19 protein-coding genes are annotated in these 21612 nt (G+C 53.3%); 6 read left to right on the forward strand and 13 right to left on the reverse strand.

Translation table 11 applies throughout. The features are described 5' to 3' along the window. The first annotated feature begins 35 nt into the window (after window positions 1–35). Genes glyA through HKT17_RS11865 form a run of 4 tightly spaced genes read left to right on the forward strand, consistent with a single transcriptional unit; the run spans window position 36 to window position 3608 of the window. A complete protein-coding gene (glyA, locus tag HKT17_RS11850; RefSeq protein ID WP_171100289.1) occupies window positions 36–1280 on the forward strand; it encodes a serine hydroxymethyltransferase in 1245 nt (414 codons plus the stop codon). An 18-nt stretch (window positions 1281–1298) separates the two neighbouring features. Next, on the forward strand, window positions 1299–1811 hold the full coding sequence (gene nrdR, locus HKT17_RS11855) for a transcriptional regulator NrdR (protein ID WP_171100291.1): 513 nt from the start codon (window positions 1299–1301) through the stop codon (window positions 1809–1811). Between the two features lie 25 nt (window positions 1812–1836). Then, window positions 1837–2970 carry a bifunctional diaminohydroxyphosphoribosylaminopyrimidine deaminase/5-amino-6-(5-phosphoribosylamino)uracil reductase RibD gene (gene ribD, locus HKT17_RS11860; protein ID WP_171100293.1) on the forward strand — a complete coding sequence of 378 codons (1134 nt, stop codon included), beginning with the start codon at window positions 1837–1839 and terminating at the stop codon, window positions 2968–2970. Window positions 2971–2978: 8 nt separating this feature from the next. Next, window positions 2979–3608: a riboflavin synthase gene (locus HKT17_RS11865; RefSeq protein WP_171100295.1), complete on the forward strand. Its 630-nt coding sequence runs from the start codon at window positions 2979–2981 to the stop codon at window positions 3606–3608. Here HKT17_RS11865 and HKT17_RS11870 read toward each other — a convergent pair. The 7 genes from HKT17_RS11870 to HKT17_RS11900 form a co-directional block, all read right to left on the reverse strand. Further along, a complete protein-coding gene (locus HKT17_RS11870) occupies window positions 3599–4351 on the reverse strand; it encodes a DUF3047 domain-containing protein (RefSeq protein WP_171100297.1) in 753 nt (250 codons plus the stop codon). The two genes, HKT17_RS11865 and HKT17_RS11870, sit on opposite strands and share 10 nt — an antisense overlap. A gap of 21 nt (window positions 4352–4372) precedes the next feature. Then, entirely contained in the window at window positions 4373–5725 is a 1353-nt protein-coding gene (locus tag HKT17_RS11875; RefSeq protein ID WP_171100299.1) for a TIGR04283 family arsenosugar biosynthesis glycosyltransferase, read from the reverse strand. Between the two features lie 14 nt (window positions 5726–5739). Then, window positions 5740–7236 carry a magnesium transporter gene (gene mgtE, locus HKT17_RS11880; protein WP_240965795.1) on the reverse strand — a complete coding sequence of 499 codons (1497 nt, stop codon included), beginning with the start codon at window positions 7234–7236 and terminating at the stop codon, window positions 5740–5742. 21 nt (window positions 7237–7257) lie between these two features. Beyond that, entirely contained in the window at window positions 7258–8517 is a 1260-nt protein-coding gene (locus HKT17_RS11885; RefSeq protein ID WP_171100301.1) for a putative Na+/H+ antiporter, read from the reverse strand. A gap of 30 nt (window positions 8518–8547) precedes the next feature. Next, entirely contained in the window at window positions 8548–10341 is a 1794-nt protein-coding gene (locus HKT17_RS11890; protein WP_171100303.1) for a chorismate-binding protein, read from the reverse strand. Between the two features lie 58 nt (window positions 10342–10399). Continuing rightward, complete coding sequence (locus HKT17_RS11895) at window positions 10400–11602, reverse strand: patatin-like phospholipase family protein (RefSeq protein ID WP_168426794.1); 1203 nt, start codon at window positions 11600–11602, stop codon at window positions 10400–10402. Between the two features lie 85 nt (window positions 11603–11687). After that, the gene (locus HKT17_RS11900; protein WP_105027105.1) at window positions 11688–14003 is read right to left on the reverse strand and encodes an NADP-dependent malic enzyme; all 2316 of its coding nucleotides are present in this window, start codon (window positions 14001–14003) and stop codon (window positions 11688–11690) included. 123 nt (window positions 14004–14126) lie between these two features. On the opposite strand from HKT17_RS11900, the gene HKT17_RS11905 reads away from it, so the two are divergent. Beyond that, window positions 14127–15302 carry an aminotransferase class I/II-fold pyridoxal phosphate-dependent enzyme gene (locus HKT17_RS11905; protein WP_171100305.1) on the forward strand — a complete coding sequence of 392 codons (1176 nt, stop codon included), beginning with the start codon at window positions 14127–14129 and terminating at the stop codon, window positions 15300–15302. A gap of 3 nt (window positions 15303–15305) precedes the next feature. Here the strand turns inward: HKT17_RS11905 and HKT17_RS11910 are convergent, their stop codons facing one another. Further along, window positions 15306–16166, reverse strand: coding sequence for a lytic transglycosylase domain-containing protein (locus HKT17_RS11910; protein WP_171100307.1), 861 nt, complete (start codon window positions 16164–16166; stop codon window positions 15306–15308). Between the two features lie 417 nt (window positions 16167–16583). Between HKT17_RS11910 and HKT17_RS11915 the strand changes: the two genes are divergently transcribed. After that, window positions 16584–18167, forward strand: coding sequence for a UbiD family decarboxylase (locus HKT17_RS11915; protein ID WP_105027108.1), 1584 nt, complete (start codon window positions 16584–16586; stop codon window positions 18165–18167). Here the strand turns inward: HKT17_RS11915 and HKT17_RS11920 are convergent. The 5 genes from HKT17_RS11920 to HKT17_RS11940 form a co-directional block, all read right to left on the reverse strand. Then, window positions 18145–18555 carry a hypothetical protein gene (locus HKT17_RS11920; protein ID WP_171100309.1) on the reverse strand — a complete coding sequence of 137 codons (411 nt, stop codon included), beginning with the start codon at window positions 18553–18555 and terminating at the stop codon, window positions 18145–18147. The genes HKT17_RS11915 and HKT17_RS11920 overlap by 23 nt on opposite strands. Then, window positions 18552–18950: a phage holin family protein gene (locus HKT17_RS11925; protein WP_255411411.1), complete on the reverse strand. Its 399-nt coding sequence runs from the start codon at window positions 18948–18950 to the stop codon at window positions 18552–18554. The genes HKT17_RS11920 and HKT17_RS11925 overlap by 4 nt, the downstream gene beginning before the upstream one ends. A 9-nt stretch (window positions 18951–18959) precedes the next feature. Then, complete coding sequence (locus HKT17_RS11930) at window positions 18960–19259, reverse strand: ElaB/YgaM/YqjD family protein (protein ID WP_105027111.1); 300 nt, start codon at window positions 19257–19259, stop codon at window positions 18960–18962. Window positions 19260–19361: 102 nt separating this feature from the next. Beyond that, window positions 19362–20813 (reverse strand): D-alanyl-D-alanine carboxypeptidase/D-alanyl-D-alanine endopeptidase, encoded by a 1452-nt coding sequence (dacB, locus tag HKT17_RS11935; RefSeq protein WP_171100311.1) that lies wholly within the window; start codon window positions 20811–20813, stop codon window positions 19362–19364. A 75-nt stretch (window positions 20814–20888) separates the two neighbouring features. Beyond that, the gene (locus HKT17_RS11940) at window positions 20889–21479 is read right to left on the reverse strand and encodes a hypothetical protein (protein WP_171100313.1); all 591 of its coding nucleotides are present in this window, start codon (window positions 21477–21479) and stop codon (window positions 20889–20891) included. Window positions 21480–21612 lie beyond the last annotated feature (133 nt).

Consider the following 21612-nt stretch of genomic DNA (forward strand, 5'->3'; position numbering starts at 1 on the left):
GCTTGTCTTGAACCCAATCCTTTCCGGAAATCGTTATGTTTGAACGCCAAAAGGGCATCGCCCAAACCGACCCAGAATTGTGGACTGCCATGCAGCAGGAAACCACTCGCCAGGAAGACCACATTGAGTTGATCGCGTCTGAAAACTACGCCAGCCCAGCCGTGATGGAAGCCCAGGGTTCACAGCTGACCAACAAATACGCCGAAGGCTACCCCGGCAAGCGCTACTACGGCGGTTGCGAACACGTAGACGTGGTTGAAGACCTGGCCATTGAACGCCTGAAAAAACTGTTTGGCGCGGAAGCAGCCAACGTGCAGCCCAATTCTGGCTCGCAGGCCAACCAGGCCGTGTTTTTTGCCTTGCTGCAACCTGGCGACACCATCATGGGTTTGTCGCTGGCTGAAGGCGGTCACCTCACCCACGGCATGCCATTGAACATGTCGGGCAAGTGGTTCAACGTCGTGTCGTATGGACTGAACAAAGAAGAAGCCATTGATTACGATCAGGTTGAAGCTTTGGCCCGTGAACACAAACCAAAAATCATCATCGCCGGTGCATCCGCCTATGCCCTGCGCATCGACTTCGAGCGCTTTGCGAAAATTGCGAAGGAAGTAGGTGCCTACTTCATGGTGGACATGGCCCACTACGCCGGCCTGATTGCCGCAGGTGTATATCCCAACCCTGTTCCGCATGCGGATGTGTGCACATCGACCACGCACAAATCGCTGCGCGGCCCACGCGGTGGCATCATTTTGATGAAAGAAGAACTGGCCAAGAAGATCAACAGCGCAATTTTCCCTGGCATTCAGGGTGGCCCCTTGATGCATGTGATTGCAGGCAAAGCTGTGGCTTTCCACGAAGCCCTGCAACCGTCATTCAAGGAATACCAGCAGCAAGTGGTGTTGAATGCCAAAGCCTTGGCGGAAACGCTGGTTGAGCGTGGCCTGCGCATCGTGTCTGGCCGCACTGAAAGCCACGTGATGCTGGTTGACCTGCGCGCCAAGGGCATTACAGGCAAGGCCGCAGAAGCAGCTTTGGGCAATGCACACATTACCGTGAACAAAAACGCGATTCCGAACGACCCGGAAAAGCCATTTGTTACCAGCGGTATTCGCTTGGGCAGCCCAGCCATGACCACACGTGGCTTCAAGGAAGAGCAGGCCCGCGCGGTAGGTCACTTGATTGCCGACGTCCTTGAAAACCCGGAAGACGAAGCCACATTGGCCACCGTTCGCGCCAAGGTCAAGGAATTGACCAGCCAGTTCCCTGTTTACAAGTAAGCCAGGAGCCCCGGCGTTATGAAATGCCCCTTCTGTGGCAACGCCGACACCCAGGTAATCGACTCGCGTACGTCTGAAGAAGGCGACGCGATTCGCCGCCGCAGGCAATGCAGCAGTTGTGGCAAACGCTTCACCACCTACGAACGGGCAGAACTGTTTCTGCCCGCCATCGTCAAGAAAGATGGCTCACGCGTCGAATTTTCCAGGGATAAACTGCGCGGCAGCTTGATGCTGGCGCTGCGCAAACGCCCTGTCCGGGCGGAAGCCATTGACGAAGCCATTTCAAGCATTGAAGAAAAACTGCTGGTGAGTGCTGCCCGAGAGGTGGACACAAAGTTTTTGGGTGAGCTGGTCATGCAACAACTCAAACAACTCGATACAGTGGCTTACATTCGTTTTGCATCGGTTTACAAAAGCTTTGAAGACCTGCAAAGTTTCTCTGAAGAGATTGCTCACCTGACGGCCCCCGCCGAAAACATCACGGGCAGCATCAAGCCAAAATCACGCACAACCGCCAAAAAAGGCGCTTAAAAGTAACTGAGAAGTAACTGAGGCCATGGCCACCTTTTCACCCACTGACGAACACTGGATGCAGCAAGCGCTGAAGCTGGCCTGGAAAGGCCAATACAGCACCACGCCCAACCCGCGCGTAGGCTGTGTGTTTGTGCGCGACGGCGTTGTGATTGCGGAAGGCTTTCATGCCAAAGCAGGCGAAGGCCATGCTGAAGTGCAAGCGATTGCGCAAGCCAAGGCGCGTGGCGTTTGTTTAAAAGGCAGCACAGCCTATGTCACGCTGGAACCCTGCGCCCACCAAGGCCGCACAGGCCCCTGTGCGGAAGCGCTAGTGGCCACAGGCGTTCAACGGGTGGTGGCTGCGGTTCTTGACCCCAACCCGCTGGTGGCAGGCAAAGGCATGGCCATTTTGCAAGCAGCTCGCATCGAAACTTCACACGGTGTGCTGGTTGAACAAGCGCGCTGGATTAACCGTGGGTTTTTCAGCCGTATGGAACGCAAACGCCCTTGGGTGCGCTTGAAAGTAGCCAGCAGCGCAGATGGCATTAGCGCACTGAACAATGGCGTAAGCCAATGGATTACCGGCGAGGAAGCACGGCTGCACGGGCACCACTTGCGCGCGCAAGCCTGCGCTGTGCTCAGCGGTATTGGCACGGTGAAAGCCGATAACCCACAACTGAACGTGCGTGGAATTGACACCGAACGCCAACCGCTGAAAGTGATCGTGGACAGCAAGCTGGAAATTTCACCGGAAGCCCGCTTGTTACAAACCGGGCGCGTGCTGATTGCGCACACTGAACCACAAACGCCAGCTTGGCTTCCTACACACCCAAACGCCGCAAATATTGAGGCTTTGAACGTGGCCCCAGTGGCGGCAGGTTTGCATGCAGGCAAAGTAAAAACGGATTTGCTGCGCCTGTTACAGGAACTGGCACAGCGCGGTATCAATGAATTGCACCTTGAGGCTGGTTTTGGGCTCAATGGTTCGTTTCTGCAAGCCGGTGTGGTGGATGAAATTGTGCAGTACATTGCCCCACGTTTTTTGGGACCAGGTCAGGGCCTGTTCCGCCTGCCCGAACTAGAAATCCTGCCCGCCTATGCAAGCTGGGCTATTCATTCATTTGAGCAAATTGGACAAGACCTGCGAATTACGTGGGTTCAAAATCATCAGGAGTAGTCGCACCCATGTTCACTGGAATTATTGAATCAATCGGTCAGATCAAGACAGTAGAACCCCTTCAAGACTCAACTTATGCTGGGGTGCGTCTAGCCGTGCATGCGCCCACACTCGACTTTTCTGATGTCAAGCTTGGCGACAGTATCGCCATTCAAGGTGCTTGCATGACCGTGGTGGCCATGGAAGCGCAAACCTTTCACGTGGATGTGTCGCAAGAAAGTTTGTCGAAAACTGTGGGCCTTAACAAACCTGGCGAAGTGAACCTTGAAAAAGCCATGCGTTTGTCGGATCGCGTTGGCGGCCACTTGGTGAGCGGACATGTTGACGGGCTAGGCAGCGTGACGGAATTCGAACCGGTGGGTGAAAGCTGGCACCTGCAGATTCGGGCACCGAAAACCCTGTCGCCTTTCTTTGCCTACAAGGGTTCGGTTACCGTGAATGGAGTCAGCCTGACAGTCAACAAGGTAGATGATCATGATTCAGGCGAATGCGACATTCACATCAACCTGATTCCGCACACGGTGCAGATGACCACATTGAAGCATTTGACGGCAGGCAGCCCGGTGAATCTTGAAATTGACCAAATCGCCAGGTACTGCGAGCGAATTGTAAAAACAATGAATTTGAATCAGGGCTGAGCCTGCACACTGCCAAACAAAGCCTTGGCTTTCGATTGGGTATTGTCTGAATCAGCCCCCAGCGCAATGCCTGTGAACATCACAGGGCCTTCCGGCAGTTCTTTGCCGAAGGCTTTGCGGGCATCGGCCTGCAAATCCCTTCGTTCCGAAATCAACTCCGCGGCGCTGGCCGCATCACGCACAACAATATTTCTCACACGGTCGGTGTAGGGATTGTCAAACACCTGTCCCACTTTTTCACCTGGCGAGCCCCACACATAACAAAGGGTGGCCGCGGGCAAACGCTCGCCTGAGACAGTGCGCGCCGCAGCCAATGCAAGGCGGGTGCCCAAACCCAGTTTTCCTTCATCAATTTGAATAAAGGCACACACCTTCGCACCCGCGTCGTCGCCAGCCTTGGTTTGCAAATTCGCCTTGGTGGGTTGAGTCAATATTTGCCACTGCCAAGTCAAAGTGTTCAAAACTGTGGGTTTGGCAAAGGCATACACCAGCGAGCCGTAGGCCATGTCAGCCTCGGCCTGCAACACAGTTTGATTGCCCTGCTTCAACAACTTGAATTGGGTTTGCGCCGCAATGTCAGGGTGGTACTGCGCTTTCCATGGCCCAGGAATTCCGGCAGCAGGGTCCGCAGGCCAGGGCTTTAGCACGCCCGCGCCCTGGGCCAGAGCACCGCTTGATATGCCTGCAACACCGAATAACAAAGCTGCTTTAAAAACACCCGTCATCAACACAAAACTGCGCATACGAAACCCTTCAACACCTTTTTAATCGATACTTGAGTAACGTACAGGCCAATCAACAGGTACACAACCCGATTCAATCGCCCGCCCCAAGTCAGCAGGCTCATCAATGTCCAGTTGCGATGACAACCACACAGCCCGCAAACCTTTACTCCTCAATGCGACGCGGGTTTGCTCCGCCACACGGGCAGTGCCCCACTCTATCAATTCAGAAAAAATTTCAGGCACAACGCGGTTGCAAGCCAAGGCCACATAGCCACCATCGTGTGCAGGCACGAAAGCCAGTCCCTGTTGCCGGGCAGTATCGATCAGTTCACGCAAATGGCTTGCTGTAAATTCGACTGCATCGGGCCCAAGAAGCACCACAAGCTCACTGCCGTTCAGATGCGTTTCAACCGCAGCTCGCATTCGCACGCCCAGGTGCCCTTCTGGTTGAACGTAACATTGAATGGCCCTGCCCTTCAGCAAGGTGGCCCACTCTTCGGGAGTACCGCCATCGGTCCACAGCGCCACATTCACGCCCTGTAACTTGTCCAAGGTACTCAACAACAAATATCGGGCAAACATCGCGCATTGCTCGGCACCCAGCATGGGGATCAACCTTGTTTTCACCCGGCCGGCCTGCGGATACTTGGCAAACACGGCCACAGTGACAGGCAACTTTTGCCGGGTGTCCGCATAAAGCCTTGCCAAGGTATCTGCGGACACTCCGCGCCAATATAAAAACCGGAAGCGCCACATCAACACAATCGTTGCCCAAGCGCCGTTCACGTCCCATCGACGCCCCGACGTAAATACCGGGGAAGCAACTGCCACAAATTTTTGTGGTGCCACTCGCTTTAAGCGCTTGCACAGCTCAACGTCTTCCATCAGGGGCTGTTTTGGAAAACCTCCAACCTGATCGAACAACTTGCGACCAACAAACAAAGCCTGATCGCCTGTACCAATTTTAGTCAGCCTTGACCGATGATTCATGAACCAGGACACCACTGGCAGCCACGCACTTTTGCCATCAATACACACATTGAAGCGGCCCCAAACGCTTGGATCCAACTTGAACAACAATGCCTGCCAAGCCGCCTTGGTCAACACTGTGTCTGCATGCAAAAAGAGCAGTACATCCCCACGGGCTTTTTCAGCACCCGCGTTCATTTGTTGCGCCCGCCCCTTGTTGCCTTGGATGGCAAGCACTTGCGGGTGTTCGGCCAAAGTTTGTAGAACTGGCCAACTCTGGTCAGTAGAGCCGCCGTCTACCAGCAACAACTCGTCACCTTGCCGAAGCAATTGAAGCAGCGCTTGAATTCGAGACAAAAAGGAATCATCGCCAGGCACCGGAACCTCGTTGTACACCGGCATGACAATAGAAATGGAGGGCATGGATAGATGCCGCTCTAAAAGAACAGGGAGGCCAGCCCCAGGAAAATGAAAAAGCCCATGCTGTCGGTGGTGAATGTGAGTAGCACTGAAGACCCCATTGCGGGATCCCGACCCATTTTCTCAAGGCCCAATGGCACAATAACGCCAATTAACGAACCCACGAGCAGGTTTAACATCACCGCCAGGGTCATCAACAAACCCAGCATTACCGCATTCGGCGACCCAAAATACAGTCCCCAGGCAGCAAGGCCGGCCACACTGCCCCACACCAAACCATTCAGTCCGGCAATGGCCAGCTCTTTTTTCAACAACAGTTTGAAGTTGGCCGCAGTTACTTGGCCCAAGGCCAGGGAACGGATCATCAAGGTCATTGTCTGATTGCCGGAATTACCGGCAATGCCCGCCACAATCGGCATGAGTGTGGCCAAGGCGACCACTTTGGCAATTGTGCCCTCGAAAGTGTCGATGACACGGCTTGCAAAGAAAGCGGTACACAGGTTTAAACCCAACCACAGCCAACGGTTTTTAGCAGACTCCCACACCGAGGCGAACAAGTCTTCTTCTTCACGCAAACCCGCACTGGACAGCAAATCTGCTTCGCTTTCTTCGCGAATCACATCCACCACTTCGTTCACGGTGAGGCGACCGATCAACTTGCCAGATGGGTCGAGCACGGGGGCAGAAACCAGGTCATAACGCTCAAAGGCCTGCGCAGCCTCATAGGCATCATCCAGTGCCGACAACATCAGCACCTCGCGGCTCATTACCTCACTCACAAGGGTTTCCGGTTCATTGACCAACAAACGGTCCAAAGGCAAACTGCCCTTGAAATGATCCACACGATCCACCACAAACACTTGGTCAGTTTGATCTGGCAGCTCGTCGAACCGGCGCAGGTAACGCAACACCACTTCCAGTGTCACATCGTCGCGAATGGTCACCATGTCGAAGTCCATGCGCGCACCCACGGTGTCTTCGGGGTAACTCATGGCGGCGCGCAGTTGCTCGCGCTCCTCAAGACTCAAACTGCTGGCCAGCTTTTCCACCACATCGCGTGGCAAGTCAGGGGCCAATTCCGCAATTTCATCGGCATCCAGCGATTCCGTGGCAGCGAACAATTCTTCGCTGTCCATCGATTTAATCAGGCTTTCTCGAACCGCGTCGCTCAGCTCAAGAAGAATGTCACCGTCGCGATCGGAGCGCACCAAACCCCAAACCAGCATCCGCTCTTCTTGGGGCAGACTTTCAAGTACATAGGCCACGTCGGCCGGGTGAAGCAAATAAAGCTTGTTGCCCAGCTCAGTCAGGTGCTGGCGGTGCACCAGCTCCTCAACCAAACTTTGCCGCTCGGGATTGACCGTGGTTTGCTGGTTGTGAACAACACTCTCGATTACTTTTTGTTTGCGCAACAAGGCCTGCACTTCGGCCAACGCCCGTTGTGCATCATCGAGATCGTGAGGCAGCTCAATGGCTGGCTCTTGATCGTGGTAATCGATGTTTTGTTCGCTCAAACCAATCGCCCTGAAAGTCAATTACAAAAACTGGAAAGCCACCACAGCCACCAGCGTAGGCCCGAGTGCAGCCAAAAACAACTTGCCCGCATTGATTGAGCCGTCGTTGAAATACTTTTGCAAAATGGCAAAACCAGCCGGGTTGGGCGCATTTGCAATCACGGTTAAACCACCCCCGGTTACAGCACCAGCCACCAAAGCATATTTGAACTGATCATCCACACCTTCAACCAGTGAGCCAAGGTAAGTCAAGGCTGCGTTGTCTGTAATTGCCGTCAACGCAGTGGCTCCGTAATACAACGCTGTGGGGCTCATGCCCTTCAAAGTGTCTTGTAACCACCAGGCCTGCATGCCACCCAATACCACCAAACCAGCCAGAAAGAATGCAACCATCAACCCTTCTTTCAAAATCAGCTTGTCTTGATAGCGGCTGTAAGCAGTTGTATATCCGAGGAAGAACAAGAACAAGCCCATGAACATCGCTGCATGGTGGGCAAACACCACAACACCCACCAGAAACAACAGGTGAGTAGCAATAACCCACACGGGCATGTCTTCTTTGGGACCGTTTTCGGCAGGCTTTTTCATGGCGGTCAGTTCTTTGGCGAACAAGAAGGTGAGTACCGTCGCGTTCACAAACACAGCAATCGCGGCTTTCCAGCCGAACATGGTCAACATGTATTGCATGTCAAAGCCCCATTTGGCCGCCACCATCAACACAGGCGGTGCAGCAAAGGGCGTTAAGGTGCCACCAATTGAAATATTGACAAACAGCACACCGAGAGTGCCGTACATCAATTTGTTGCTGATACCTTGCGTGTAAAACCGGTCGCGCAGTAAAAAGGCCGCCAGTGTCATGGCTGCAGGCTCAGTGATGAACGAGCCCAACAACGGTACGATGGACAAAGTGGTAAAAAAGTAAGCCACTTGCCTGTCAATTGGAATGACAGAAGCCACCACGCGCACAATGCGACCAGCCAGCACCAGGATTGGCTTGCTGGCCGCAATCACCATAATCGCAAATACGAATAAAGGTTCGGTGTAATTGCGCGTGTCTACGTATTCAATTGCGCTGGTTTGACCAATGATGAAAAACATGAACACAACCAGCACCATGGCCCAAAAGCCAAACACGGCCTCCACTTCACCCAGCAAATGCCACAAGCCCGAATGATTTGGCTGCGAGTGCGCCAGGCGCTCAAAGTATTTGGTTGAAAAGGTGTGAATGACAGCAATCGCAAAAAGAATCGCGCCAATCAGTTCAATGGTGGTCGGGTTCATCTCACTTCCCTTTTTGTTTATTGTTTGTTTTTAGTTGGCAGAAAAAAACACCTTGTCGTGTGCATCAACCACTTTCGCCACAGGCACCCAGCCTCGCAAACTATTGATCAGCCACACTTCTTCAGCGCGTTGCAAGTCTTGCACATTCAGCGTGGTTTGCCGAATCGTATTTTCCCTTAAAAGGCGGGCACGCAACACCCCGGGCAACAAATAAGTACCGGCGCTTTCGCAAATTTGTGGTGTTAACCACTCGCCATCAATTTTCAACACCACATTGCAGCGGCAGGTTTCAGTCAACAAACCTTGCGAATTGAAAAGTAGAACATCAAAAGCACCATTCGCCTGATTCTGAAAATACTCATACTCAGGTCGGTACGTGGTTTTGTGAAGCACAAACTCGGGCTTGCCTTGCATGGCTGAATCGGCCAAACGAAGCAGCACGGGAGTCAAATCCTGTTCCAGTTCATGCAGTTCAATTCGCGTGTCCCCGCAAGCATCCAGCAAACAACGTGCACGGAAAACGCCATGAGTATGTTTGTGCGCCACTGCATCCAGGTTCAATCGAACCCGTTGCTCATCGAATAAAAAAGAAAACTGCTTGGCTGCGCCTTCCATTCTCTCCAGATGATCGTCCAGATGAATCCACTTCCCATTCTCCAGGCGCAAAGTTTCAAGCACCTGAAAGTCGCAAGTGGCCTCACGTAGAAAGGTAGTTTTTTGCCACCACTCTTTTTTCTCATCGCTTGCGGTGGAATACCAGGTGATACCGCTGCCCACACCGTACTCCAGTTCATCTGCCTGTTCTATGACAGTACGAATCGGTACGTTGAATTGAACCCCACCACCCGGGCTCAGCACACCAAGCGCCCCGCAATACAATTTTCGGGGCGCTTGTTCCCATTGCGCGATACGCAACATGGCCTGCGATTTGGGCGCACCCGTCACACTGCCACAAGGAAAAAGAGCCTCAAACAAATCCAGCAAAGTAGTACCCGGCAAAGTTCGCCCAGAAATACTGGAGGTCATTTGATCGACAGTGGGCAGATGCATGACATCGAACAGGGAGCGTACTTGAACTGACTTTGGCTGGCAGACCTTGGCCATGTCGTTTCGCAACAAGTCAACAATCATCACATTCTCGGCACGGTCTTTTTCACTGTCACTCAGTACATCCAGACCACCCAGCACAGGCCTTCGGGTCCCCTTCATGGGTGCGGTTTGCAGCTCATTGCCGTCCCACCGAAAAAACAGCTCGGGCGACAAACTGATTGCGTTGAACACGCTGCCGCGCAGAAAAAAACTTTGGGGTGCAGACTGGCTTGCGTAGAGATGCTGGAAAACAGCCCATGCATCCAGTCGCGGATTGGCTGCCTTAAGCCGTGTGGTCAGATTGATTTGATAGAACTCGCCCGCCTCAATGGCCTGCCTCACCTGCTTGTAGGTTTCTTGATAACGCTGAGCCGTTTGTTGATCCAGCCAAGGCATGAATTTGGACGCCGAGGGCAATTGCTGCAACTGCGATTTGCCCAGCACGCTCACCTGGTTCGGTTCAAAAGCATGAAACTCGAGCAATGGGAAATTGTGTGGCATGCAAACCGGCAAAGCTGCATCGAAAACCGGAGCAGCTTCATAGCTTAGGCCACCCACCACATACAAACCCTGTTTGGACCACTCGTGGGCCTGCTCAATCATGCCGCGTACTTCGTTTGCATCGAAGGTACTGAGCACCCGAACCGGTTTGCCGTGCGCGACACAAAGACCGTCATCACCCTCGGCCTGGGTCATCCTGGCATGCCAAGCAGCAGAAACCAAAGGTGAATGCATGGGGGAAAACGCCTGAACTGCCTCGAAGCGCTAATTGTAACGCGGCTTGGGGCGGAACTCAGCGGCCTGACTGACCCAGATGGAAGAACTCGTACACTGCATCTTTCTTGGCAATCGTGTCGGCGATACCCATTCGAATCAACTCGCGGGTGTAATTGGCCTCAAACAGCAAATAACTGGCCAAAGACGAACCACTGGCCTCCGTGGCTCCCAATGCGGACAACAGGGTGCGCACGGGTCGGGGCAGATCTTGCGTGTGACGTGCCGCAATTTCGTCAATCCGTTCTGAGGGTGAAATCACCAACAGCTCAATCGGTTTCAATGTGGTTTTCGTGGCCATCTCGGGAGGCAACAAGCCCAGGGTTTTGTTCACCCGGCTTAAACGCTCAATGTCGATCGACAAACTGTCCAGAAAAATGGAAGCCATGGCATGGCCCGCAATTTGAGCCAAACTGGGATATGCATTTTGAATTTCAACACGCTGGGTGTGGTCTTTGTCCGATTGACTGGAACCAATCACCATCACTCGGTTTGCACCCAAATGAATTGCTGGGCTAATTGGGGCCAGTTGGCGAATAGAACCATCGCCAAAGTGCTCCATTTGCCCTTCAATGTTCAGCTTCACCGCGGGAAAGACAAAAGGAATTGCTGCGGAGGCCAACAAGTGCTCGACTGTAATACGGTCAGGCAATGCCACTCTTTGCGTTCTGGCCCAGCTCTCGATCACTTTCTGGGTTTGAAAGAAGGTCACGCTACGGCCTGAGCTGTAGCTGGAAGCGGTCACCGCCAAAGCGTGAATTGTGCCGTTCTCAAGCGCCTCGTCCAGTCTTCGGAAATGCAACAACTGATGAAGCAGGTGTGACAGCGGAGAATTATCGAGCAAGCACTTGGGGCGCTTGCGCAGCATCCAACCTATCGACAGCGCAGACAACCAACGCGCACCGGTGCGAATAATACCCAAGGAATCAGAGCGGAATACTTGATCGGAACTGAAGTTCTCCCAAACCTTGAGCATTCGATCGGTGGACTGATAAAAATTGCGCCCCGCGCAGGCCAGGGCCGCTGCATTGATTGCACCGGCTGAAGTGCCGCACAAAATTTTGAACGGAAAATCGAATTCGCGCTTGTTTTCTTGCTCAAACCACTTGGCTAGCTGATGCAACACACCCACCTGATAGGCAGCCCGTGCGCCACCGCCTGACAACACCAGTCCGGTGATGTCATCGTGCTCTTCAGTGTGAAATGTGTCTTGGTCGCTCATGAAACCATTGTGCGACACATTTCGAATAAGTTAAAACAAAAACAGGCGTGTCTTGCACGCCCATTTGTTGTTTTAAAGCGCTACTTTAAAGCGAACTAACCCGCTCTGAATTTGCATCAAGAACAGCCAGTGCAGTCATGTTGACAATACGACGCACTGTGGCGGAAGCAGTCAAGATGTGAACCGGTTTGTCGGAGCCCAACAAAATTGGCCCCACGGCAATGCCGTTGCCAGCCGCCGACTTTAGCAGGTTGTATGAAATATTGGCTGCGTCAATATTTGGACACACGAGCAAATTGGCTTCACCAGTCAAGGTGGAACCCGAGAAAATGGTATTACGCACCTGCTCATCAATGGCGCAATCACCGTGCATTTCGCCATCAACTTCCAGCCAGGGTGCAATGTTGCGAAGAATTTGAAGCGCCTCACGCATCTTCACGGCGGAAGGCTGGTTGCTGGAACCGAAGTTGGAGTGCGACAACAATGCAGCTTTGGGCTGCACACCCAAGCGCAGCATTTCCTCGGCAGCCATCAAGGTGATTTCAGCAATTTGCTCGGCTGTGGGATCGTAATTCACATGGGTGTCTACCAAAAACACCTGGCGGTTGGTCAACATCAGGCCGTTCATGGCACCGTATGTGTTGCAGCCTGCGCGGCGACCCAGTACCTGGTCCACATAGTGCAAATGCAAGGAGTGGGTACCAAAGGTTCCGCAGATCATGCCGTCCGCATTGCCTTTGTGAATCATCATGGAGCCAATCAGAGTGTGGCGGCGGCGCATTTCAATTTTCGCGTAGGCCTCTGTGACACCCTTGCGCTTGGTCAAGTCGTGGTACATACGCCAGTAGTCTTTGTATCGCTCATCGTACTCAGGGTTAATCAACTCAAAATCAACACCGGGCTTAATGCGCAGGCCAAAGCGCTCCAGGCGGCGTTCAATTACAGCAGGGCGACCAATCATGATTGGCTTGGCTATTGCTTCATCGACCACCACTTGCACCGCACGCATCACACGCTCATCTTCGCCCTCTGCAAATACAATGCGGGAGGTTTGCGGTGTTTCGGCCACACAACGTTTGGCCACCGCAAAAATTGGCTTCATGAACGTGCCAGAGTGATACACGAACTGCTGTAACTGATCCTTGTAAGCTTCCAAATCGGCGATTGGGCGCGTGGCCACACCGCTTTCCATGGCTGCTTTGGCCACAGCGGGTGCAATGTGCACAATCAAGCGGGGATCGAAAGGCTTCGGAATCAGGTATTCGGGACCAAAACTCAGGTTTTGGGTGCGATAAGCGGAGGCGACTACATCCGATTGTTCTTTGCGAGCCAGTTCGGCGACAGCTCGAACTGCCGCGATTTCCATTTCTTTGGTAATGGTGGTTGCGCCCACATCAAGCGCTCCCCTGAAAATAAAGGGGAAGCACAGCACGTTGTTCACCTGGTTCGGGTAGTCGGTGCGACCCGTACACATAATGGCATCGTCGCGGACTTCCTTCACCTGCTCGGGCAAAATTTCCGGTGTTGGGTTGGCCAAGGCCAAAATCAGGGGTTTGGCCGCCATGGCACGCACCATGTCTTGCTTCAAGACACCGCCCGCTGACAAGCCCAAAAACACATCAGCGTCTTTGATTACGTCAGCCAACACACGCGCATCCGTTTGCTGCGCAAACAAATCTTTGTCAGGGTCCATGTTGGTGGTGCGGCCTTTGTAAACCACACCATCAATGTCGGTGACCCACACATTCTTGCGCGGAAGGCCCAACTCGACGAGCAACTCGAGGCAGGCCAGGGCCGCAGCACCTGCGCCAGACACCACAAACTTCACTTCATCCAGTTTTTTACCGATTACTTCAAGACCATTCAAAATGGCCGCGCCCACTACAATCGCAGTGCCGTGCTGGTCATCGTGAAATACAGGAATATTCATGCGCCCGCGCAAGGCACGCTCAACCTTGAAACAGTCTGGTGCCTTGATGTCTTCAAGGTTGATGCCGCCGAATGTGGGCTCCAGCGATGCAATGATCTCGATCAGCTTGTCGGGGTCGTTCTCGTTGATTTCAATGTCGAACACATCAATACCGGCAAACTTCTTGAACAGCACTGCCTTGCCTTCCATCACGGGTTTGGCAGCCAAGGGGCCGATGTTGCCCAAACCGAGCACTGCTGTACCGTTGGTAACCACACCCACCAGGTTTGCCTTGGCGGTGTAACGCACCGCATTGAGGGGGTCTGCCTCGATTTCTTCGCAGGCTGCTGCAACACCTGGAGAATAGGCCAATGCCAGGTCACGCTGGTTGACCAGGCTTTTTGTCGCCGAAATCTGCAATTTCCCAGGCTTTGGAAATTCATGATATTCAAGGGCGGCCTGCCTGAAGCGCTGATCCATTGGTTGAGCCATATAATCTTCTCTTTGAGGTGAACAACAGAACCGAAAATTATAGGCTCAGCCAGTGAAGCTGTCCCTAGGGGTTTCCACAAATCGCGCAACTTGTTCGCGCCACTCACTAACAATGGTGAAGAATTGAAGCAGTCCAGCCTTGGCAATCTCGTTCAACCCTTCCATGTCATGGAACTGGTGAAAGCAGCAGACACCCTGAACAATCAGGGAAAACCGGTGATTCATCTTTCAATCGGCGAACCCGACTTTCCCATGCCCAAGCCAGTGGAACAGGCACTGGCCCAGGCCATTTCGGAACACAAAACCCGATACACAGCAGCGCTGGGCTTGCCAGAGTTGCGTGAAGCCATCAGCCTGTATTATCAAACGAATTTTCAGGTTCAGGTGCCAGCCCACCAAATCGTGATCACCTCAGGTGCATCTGCCGCACTGATGTATGCCTGCCTGGCCCTGATCAACCCCACCGACAAGGTGCTGCTAACCGACCCTGGCTACCCCTGCAACAAAACTTTTGTGCAAATGGCGGGTGGTATTCCTGATTTTGTACAAACCCAAGAGGCACAGAACTTTCAGCCCAGTTGGGCTGATTTGTACAAACAATGGACGCCACACACAGCAGGTGTACTTTTGGCCTCGCCCAACAACCCCACCGGCACCCAACTTGGTGCTCAAGCCATGCAGGAAATTGTTCAAGGCGTAAGCACTCAGGGTGGTTTTGTGATTGTTGACGAAATTTACCAGTCGCTGTGCTACGACCGCCCCGCCCAAAGTGTGCTCCAAGTAACTGGAGCACCCAGCGAACAAATACCCGTGGTGGTCATCAACAGCTTCTCAAAATACTTTGGCATGACAGGCTTACGCCTTGGGTGGATGGTGGTACCTGACACCCTGCTACCAGCCATTGAACGGTTTGCCCAGAACCTGAGCATATGCCCCAACACACCCGCGCAATGGGCGGCGTTGGCCTGCTTTACGCCGGAAACGCTGGCCATTTGCGAAGAGAGGCGACTGGTATTCAAGGTTAGAAGAGACTTTGTGGTGACCGCACTTCCCAAAGCAGGCATCGAGTTACACTCGACACCTGACTCCGCATTTTATGTGTACGCCAAGTCGCCTTATGACAGCGAGCGCTATTGCAGGCAATTGCTGGAACAGGCTTTGGTGTGTGCTGTCCCCGGCAAGGACTTTTCCGAATTCCGGGGAAGCGAAATGATGCGGTTTTCGTATGCCAATTCGATGGACAATCTGGAAACTGCCATCGAACGGATACGACTTTTCAACAATCGCCAGTTGCCCTAACGTTTAGCCTTCCGAACCAGCCACAGACACGGCAGATACTTTTTGGTTGTTTTCTCTAGAGGCAACCAAGCTGCCTTGTTGATACGCTGAATCAATTCGGGATTTCAGGGCCAACACTTTGCCGGGATAGCCACCATCATTACCGTGAATGGCTGCGCCAACATACCAGCGAAGACCCGCATGAACAGAACCAGTACGGCGGGTGTATTCGCGAATGATTTTCGCACCAACACGCATGTTCATTTCAGGATTCAGGGGTGACCAGTCGCCCGGCGACAAAGCCTCAAACTTGTCTTTGTGAATTTTGGGCATCACCTGCATCAAACCGCGCGCACCGACTGGGCTTGCCGCAAATGGATTGTAAGAGGACTCGATACCCACAATCGCGAGGATCAGGGTGGGCTCTACTTTCTCTTCCTTGCCAACCTTGTAGGCCAAACGAACAATAGACTCCACTGCCTCGGGCGATACGCTGTAGCGCTTTGCCAAATACGACGTAATTTGACGTTGGCCTGCTGTCAGCGGTTTGCTCGAATCAATCGAATTGAACTTCACAGGCATCAGGTTTTTGGAACCCGACGGGGTGCCCGAAGCCTTGCTTGTGTTGTTAACCACCTCAGCACCACCGGCTGCAAGGCCAGTGCTGAGCAAGTCGATTTCAGTGGCGAAAATTGCCTGCACGGGGGCAGAGAAAAACACCTGACTGCGAAGTTCAGCGTTGGACAGCAGAATTGCCACTGCACCAGCTACCAGAACTGACGTTGCCACACCGAGACCTGTGACGGCATGTTTCAAAGATTGAAGTAAATTCTGAGACTGGACCTGCTGGCCATTCACGCTCAGAACGGTTTCGTACTGCTTCATGCAACCTCCTCTGCTACGCAAACGCAGGCTTAACCCTGCATTGTTTGACTCAGCGGTGCATCTGCCTCCATTTTGTCCGTGAGGCAGAACGTTCTGCTTTAACCAACTACAACAAGTACTGCATGGTTAAAACACTCTTAAGATGAAGTTAGGCAGACTTGAGTTCCCTCAAGTTTTACCCTCCAACTGCGTTTGTGTGACTTAGGTGATACCTGTCACAAAGCTGACCGGATTCTAGGGTCAACCCGGGCAGTGGTCAATCCAAAATCTGGTAGAGTCTTTCTACTCAAAACAAGAACTTACCCCCATCGCTAGGCGTTATGCGCTTTTGGGGGGCTTGAAAAAGCCCTCTAGGTGTGGGTTGTAATTTCTTGTTAACTGTTCCTTTCGGACCACAAACAGGCAGTTTTTTTCACAATGCGATACAAGAACCTTCGAGACTTCATCGATTTACTCTACAAAGAAGGTGAACTTCAGCGAGTACCCGAATCGGTCAGTCCAATTCTGGAAATGACCCACCTCTGCGACAAAGTGCTGCGCGCCGAAGGCCCGGCTTTGTTGTTTGACGCGCCCGAAGGCTACAAACACCGTGTATTGGGCAACCTGTTTGGCACACCAAAACGTGTGGCCATGGGCATGGGTGCCAGCAACACCGAGGCGCTGCGGGACATTGGCCGCACTCTGGCCTACCTGAAAGAACCTGAACCACCCAAGGGAATGCGAGACGCACTGGACAAGTTGCCTTTGGTGAAACAGGTGCTGTCAATGGCCCCAAAAGTGGTCAGTAAAGCACCATGCCATGAAAACGTAGTAGAGGGCCCCGACGTTGACCTGAACCAGATACCCATTTGGACTTGCTGGCCCGATGATGCAGCCCCTTTACTCACTTGGGGTTTGGTGGTCACCAAAGGCCCAAATCGCAAACGCCAAAACCTGGGTATTTACCGTCAACAACAAATTGGCAAAAACCGGCTGATCATGCGCTGGCTCGCCCACCGGGGCGGTGCGCTCGATTTTCGCGACCATGCACTGAAGTATCCCGGTCAACCTTTCCCAATTTCAGTGGCCCTGGGCGCAGACCCAGCCACTATTCTGGGTGCGGTGACGCCTGTACCCGACACCCTTTCGGAATACCAGTTTGCTGGTTTGCTGCGCGGCAGCCGCACCGAGCTTGTAGCCTGCAAAGGCAATGAACTACAGGTGCCGGCTGAAGCGGAAATGGTGCTGGAAGGTCATATTTACCCCTATGAGCACCCAATTGCCGTGGCCGCCCGCAAAGGCAGAACCGACGGCGAAGTGCCCAAGATACGCGACGGTGTCACCGTGCTTCGAGAACCCCCACCCGTGCCAGAATACCTAAAGGGTTGGGACTGCGCGCTGGAAGGCCCGTACGGCGACCACACCGGTTATTACAACGAGCAAGACTGGTTCCCCGTATTCACTGTGGACCGCATCACGCTGCGCAACGATGCCATTTACCACAGCACCTACACTGGCAAACCACCTGATGAGCCTGCCGTATTGGGTGTGGCTTTGAACGAGGTGTTTGTACCGATACTGCAAAAGCAGTTCCCGGAAATTGTGGACTTTTACCTGCCTCCAGAAGGCTGCAGCTACCGCATGGCAGTAATTTCCATGAAAAAAGCGTATGCCGGGCACGCCAAGCGAGTCATGATGGGCGCCTGGAGCTTTTTGCGCCAATTCATGTACACCAAGTTTATTGTGGTCGTGGACGATGACGTGAACGCGCGCGACTGGAAGGAGGTTATTTGGGCGATCACCACCCGGATGGATCCAGTGCGGGACACCGTGTTGATACAAAACACCCCGATTGACTATCTCGACTTTGCAAGCCCGGTGAGTGGGCTGGGTGGCAAGATGGGACTGGACGCCACCAACAAGTGGCCCGGAGAAACCACGCGTGAATGGGGCCGGAGCATTCAGCCTGACCCCAAGCTGGATGAACGTGTGCGAGAACTTATGAGTCGCTTGGGTCTGTAGAAGGCTCAGTCGCCGAACGAGAAGCCCAAGGGCTTCTCGTTTGAAACCAGAACATGCCTGCTGCAAGGGCTACAGCGCCCAAACCGGCGCGCAAAGCCACTTTGGAAATGGGCTGTCGAAAACGCAGCAGTGCCGTTGAGGCCAGCATGCCGAGCAGGGGATACTTTTTCAAGCCATCTTGCCAAAATTGGCCACCCAGACTGACCACAGGGCCCAAGGCGCGCATGTTGCGCTGACCCAACCACCCGCCAAACTGCCTGAACACATTGACCCAGGCAAATTCCTTTTTCAAGGTATCCACCTGCCCGCCAAACTCCATGCGTTCCAGCTGGGCTTTCATCATCAACAATTCTTTGCGTGCTTCCAGGGCATCAAATTTTTTGCTCATGACTGCTCCCGGGGCTCACCGCCCAAACTGTCAAGTACCGCTTGCTTGTCGCGCCCCAGCTCCGCCAATGTTGCCTCAAACAAGGGGGGCTGCGAGGCCAGAGTGTCTTTTAACTGGACATAAAAATACACACCCAGAACCACATAGAAGGCTGCGCACCCGGCGATTGCGAGAAAGCGGTGTGTGTCCCACGCCAAGGCAATGACCAGGATGCAAACAAACAAAGACGCAAATGCAGCTGCCAATGCTGTAAGCAATGACCAAACCACCGTACGCACGGTAGTTTGACGAACCTGAGCCAACTCGACACCCGCCAACTCGAGGCGTGTTTGGGTCATGCCCAGTAAACTGGCCACAACCCGTTTCAGTGCTGCCCTTGCATTTGGATTTAGCACAGCCAACCTTTAACGACGGTTAACAATCAAACCCAATACGAACCCCACCGCTGCCGCAATACCCACTGCTTTCCACGGGTGATCATGCACATAGTCATCCGTGGCGCGCGCTGCGGCCTTGCCTTTCTCAAGTACAGCCGATTGGGCGTCTTGCATCACCTCTTTTGCGCGACGCAAACTGACCAGCGCCTTTTCACGCAATTCGACTGCGCGCTCGCCTGAAGATGACGCTGCGGCTTTCAACAGATCTTCGGCATCGCTCAACACAATTTTCATGTCACTAAAGAGTTTGTCTTTGCTGTTGTCCATATATCGGCCTCGTGCTGGTGAATGAAAGTAATGGATCAGTCTAACAAAGGAAAACCCAGATTGGGAAAGGCTTGCAGGCAAGCGCATCATTTTTGGCTTGAATCATTCGGCTCTGTATAAAAACTCAAGCAAGCTTTCCATGGGCCCCCAACTGTCATAGGCCCGCGGGCTTTTCACCAAAACACCTACTGCCCACAACTGCCCTTCCCGGTCTCGCAGGTAACCCCCCAAAGAACGTACACCGTTAAGGCTTCCTGTTTTCAGGTAGGCGAATCCATCCAGATTGTTCACGCGTCGATGCAGTGTGCCGTCTGCACCGGCGCGCGGAAAACTGGCCAGAAAATCAGGAAAATCGGATCGAGCCGCCATATTTCGCAAAAACTCGGCCAAGCCTTTGGCATCAATCCGTGTGTTTCGGGACAAACCCGAGCCATTCTCAAAAAACCAGTCATTTGATGAAATGCCCTGCAACTTCAACCAATCCTTGAGCTGGGCATTGAAAGCCTCGGGCGTGCCTGCCACCGCCAATTCAAGGTGGCGAGCCATCACATTGCTGGACCATTTGTTGATCTGCTTAATCAGGTCGCTCAGTGGTTTCCCATAATGGGTGTACAAAGCAATGGTGTTGGCTGGTGTTACCCCTTTGATCACTTGACCACCATGTGGACCGGCAAACTTGCCACCCAACTGCAACCAGATTTCCTTCACCCACGATTCCCACAACCAATCCTGCGCGGGCACCCGAATGGGCAAGCGCGACTGACCGCAACGACGCGGGTAATTGCCCTTCACTGTCACCACCACATTGCGCCCGGCCTTTGAAAAATCCACTGACATGCCGTTCTTCCAGGCACCACAACCGCCACTGGTCAAATTGATTTCCGAGACAAATGCCCAATCTTTGGGAGCATCCTCAGGCACAACCACGACCGTGTTTTCATTGATTTTCAGGTCGATCGACATGGCACCAAAATTCAGCAACAAGGCATCGGGTTGCGCGTGGTAGGCCCGGTGAGGCGCGTCATCAAATGCATCTTCCTCTGCAAGGCCAAGGCTGGGCATTTGCTCGGTGAATGCTGAGTCATCCAAAACAACCGGGCCGTTGATTACATCCACACCTTTGGTTCGAAGTTGTCGAAGCGAAGCCCACAGGTCAGCACTCAAAAATGCAGGATCTCCGCTGCCCTTGATGTACAAGGGACCGTTCAACACACCATCCACCGGCTCGGCGTCAGCATGAAAACCGGTTTTGAAACGATAAGTGGATTCCAGCTTTTGCAAAGCCAGCGCAGTGGTAAATACCTTGGCCACTGAAGCCGGGTTGACCAGTTGACTGGAACCATGCGCGTAAGCTTGCGGCTTTCGGTGGACGAAAGGTGAAATGGGCAATGCGTATGCTGTGAAATCGTCTGATGCAATGCCTTTTTTGACAAAGGCCTGAGTCACGCTGGAAGGAAAAGCCCGAACCTGAGGATCAACTGCGTTAGACCATGCGGCTTGTGGCCAAGCCAAGCTGAAAAGGACGAGTACACCACCTAGTTTACGAACTGACACGCGTGAAATCCTGAAGTGCAATTGTGAACTTTCAGGATATCACTCGTGCCACCTTGTGGCAGGCAGCCACTGTCCTCAGGTGTGTTTCTTCGGGTCCTTTTTACGCTCCCATGGCCTCGACGGCGAATCTGCCGCAGGCGCCTCTTGGGTGGGAGCCTCTTCCGCACTTACCGCAGGGGCAGCCACGGTGGCATCGGCATTGCCAACAGGGGCGGGCGGAGCCACAGCAGAGTCTGTTGCAGCCGGATCTTCAACACCTTTGGGCAACCAGCGTTGCCGCCCCTGCGCCAGCGGCACTGCCTCTTCAGGCCTACCCACCGGCGCAGAACCAGGATCAGCCGGTGTGGCCTGCAGATCAGGCGAACCAAGTGAAGTCTTTTCCTGCTTGAAAGCCGAATTCCGAATCTCGGGTTTCACGACCTCGATTTCGTTGGCCAACATGTAGTCGTTCATATCGCGCCACCCCTCAAACACACCGGATTGGTGTGTATTTGGGTTCAAGGTAAAACAATCTTCCAGTGCGCGGCCAGAATGCCTGCACGCCGCACCCACCGCCTTGCTGTCTTCCATCGACAATTTGCCTGTCAGGCCCGGGATCTGCGACAGATCGCATGAACTCAGCATGGTTGCAGCACCTGCCACCATCAATATCTTCAGTTTTCTCATAATCCAGTCCTGATTGACTACCTCTACAGGTGATAACGTCCGGATCCCGGAAAAATTGATAGACATTTGCGGGGATGTTGGTGTTTTTCTTCTAATTGTGGTTTTACCCACAATATTTTCTTGTGCATTGCAC

The sequence above is a fragment of the Limnobacter sp. SAORIC-580 genome (assembly GCF_013004065.1).
In the GTDB taxonomy this organism is placed as follows: Bacteria; Pseudomonadota; Gammaproteobacteria; order Burkholderiales; family Burkholderiaceae_B; genus Limnobacter; species Limnobacter profundi.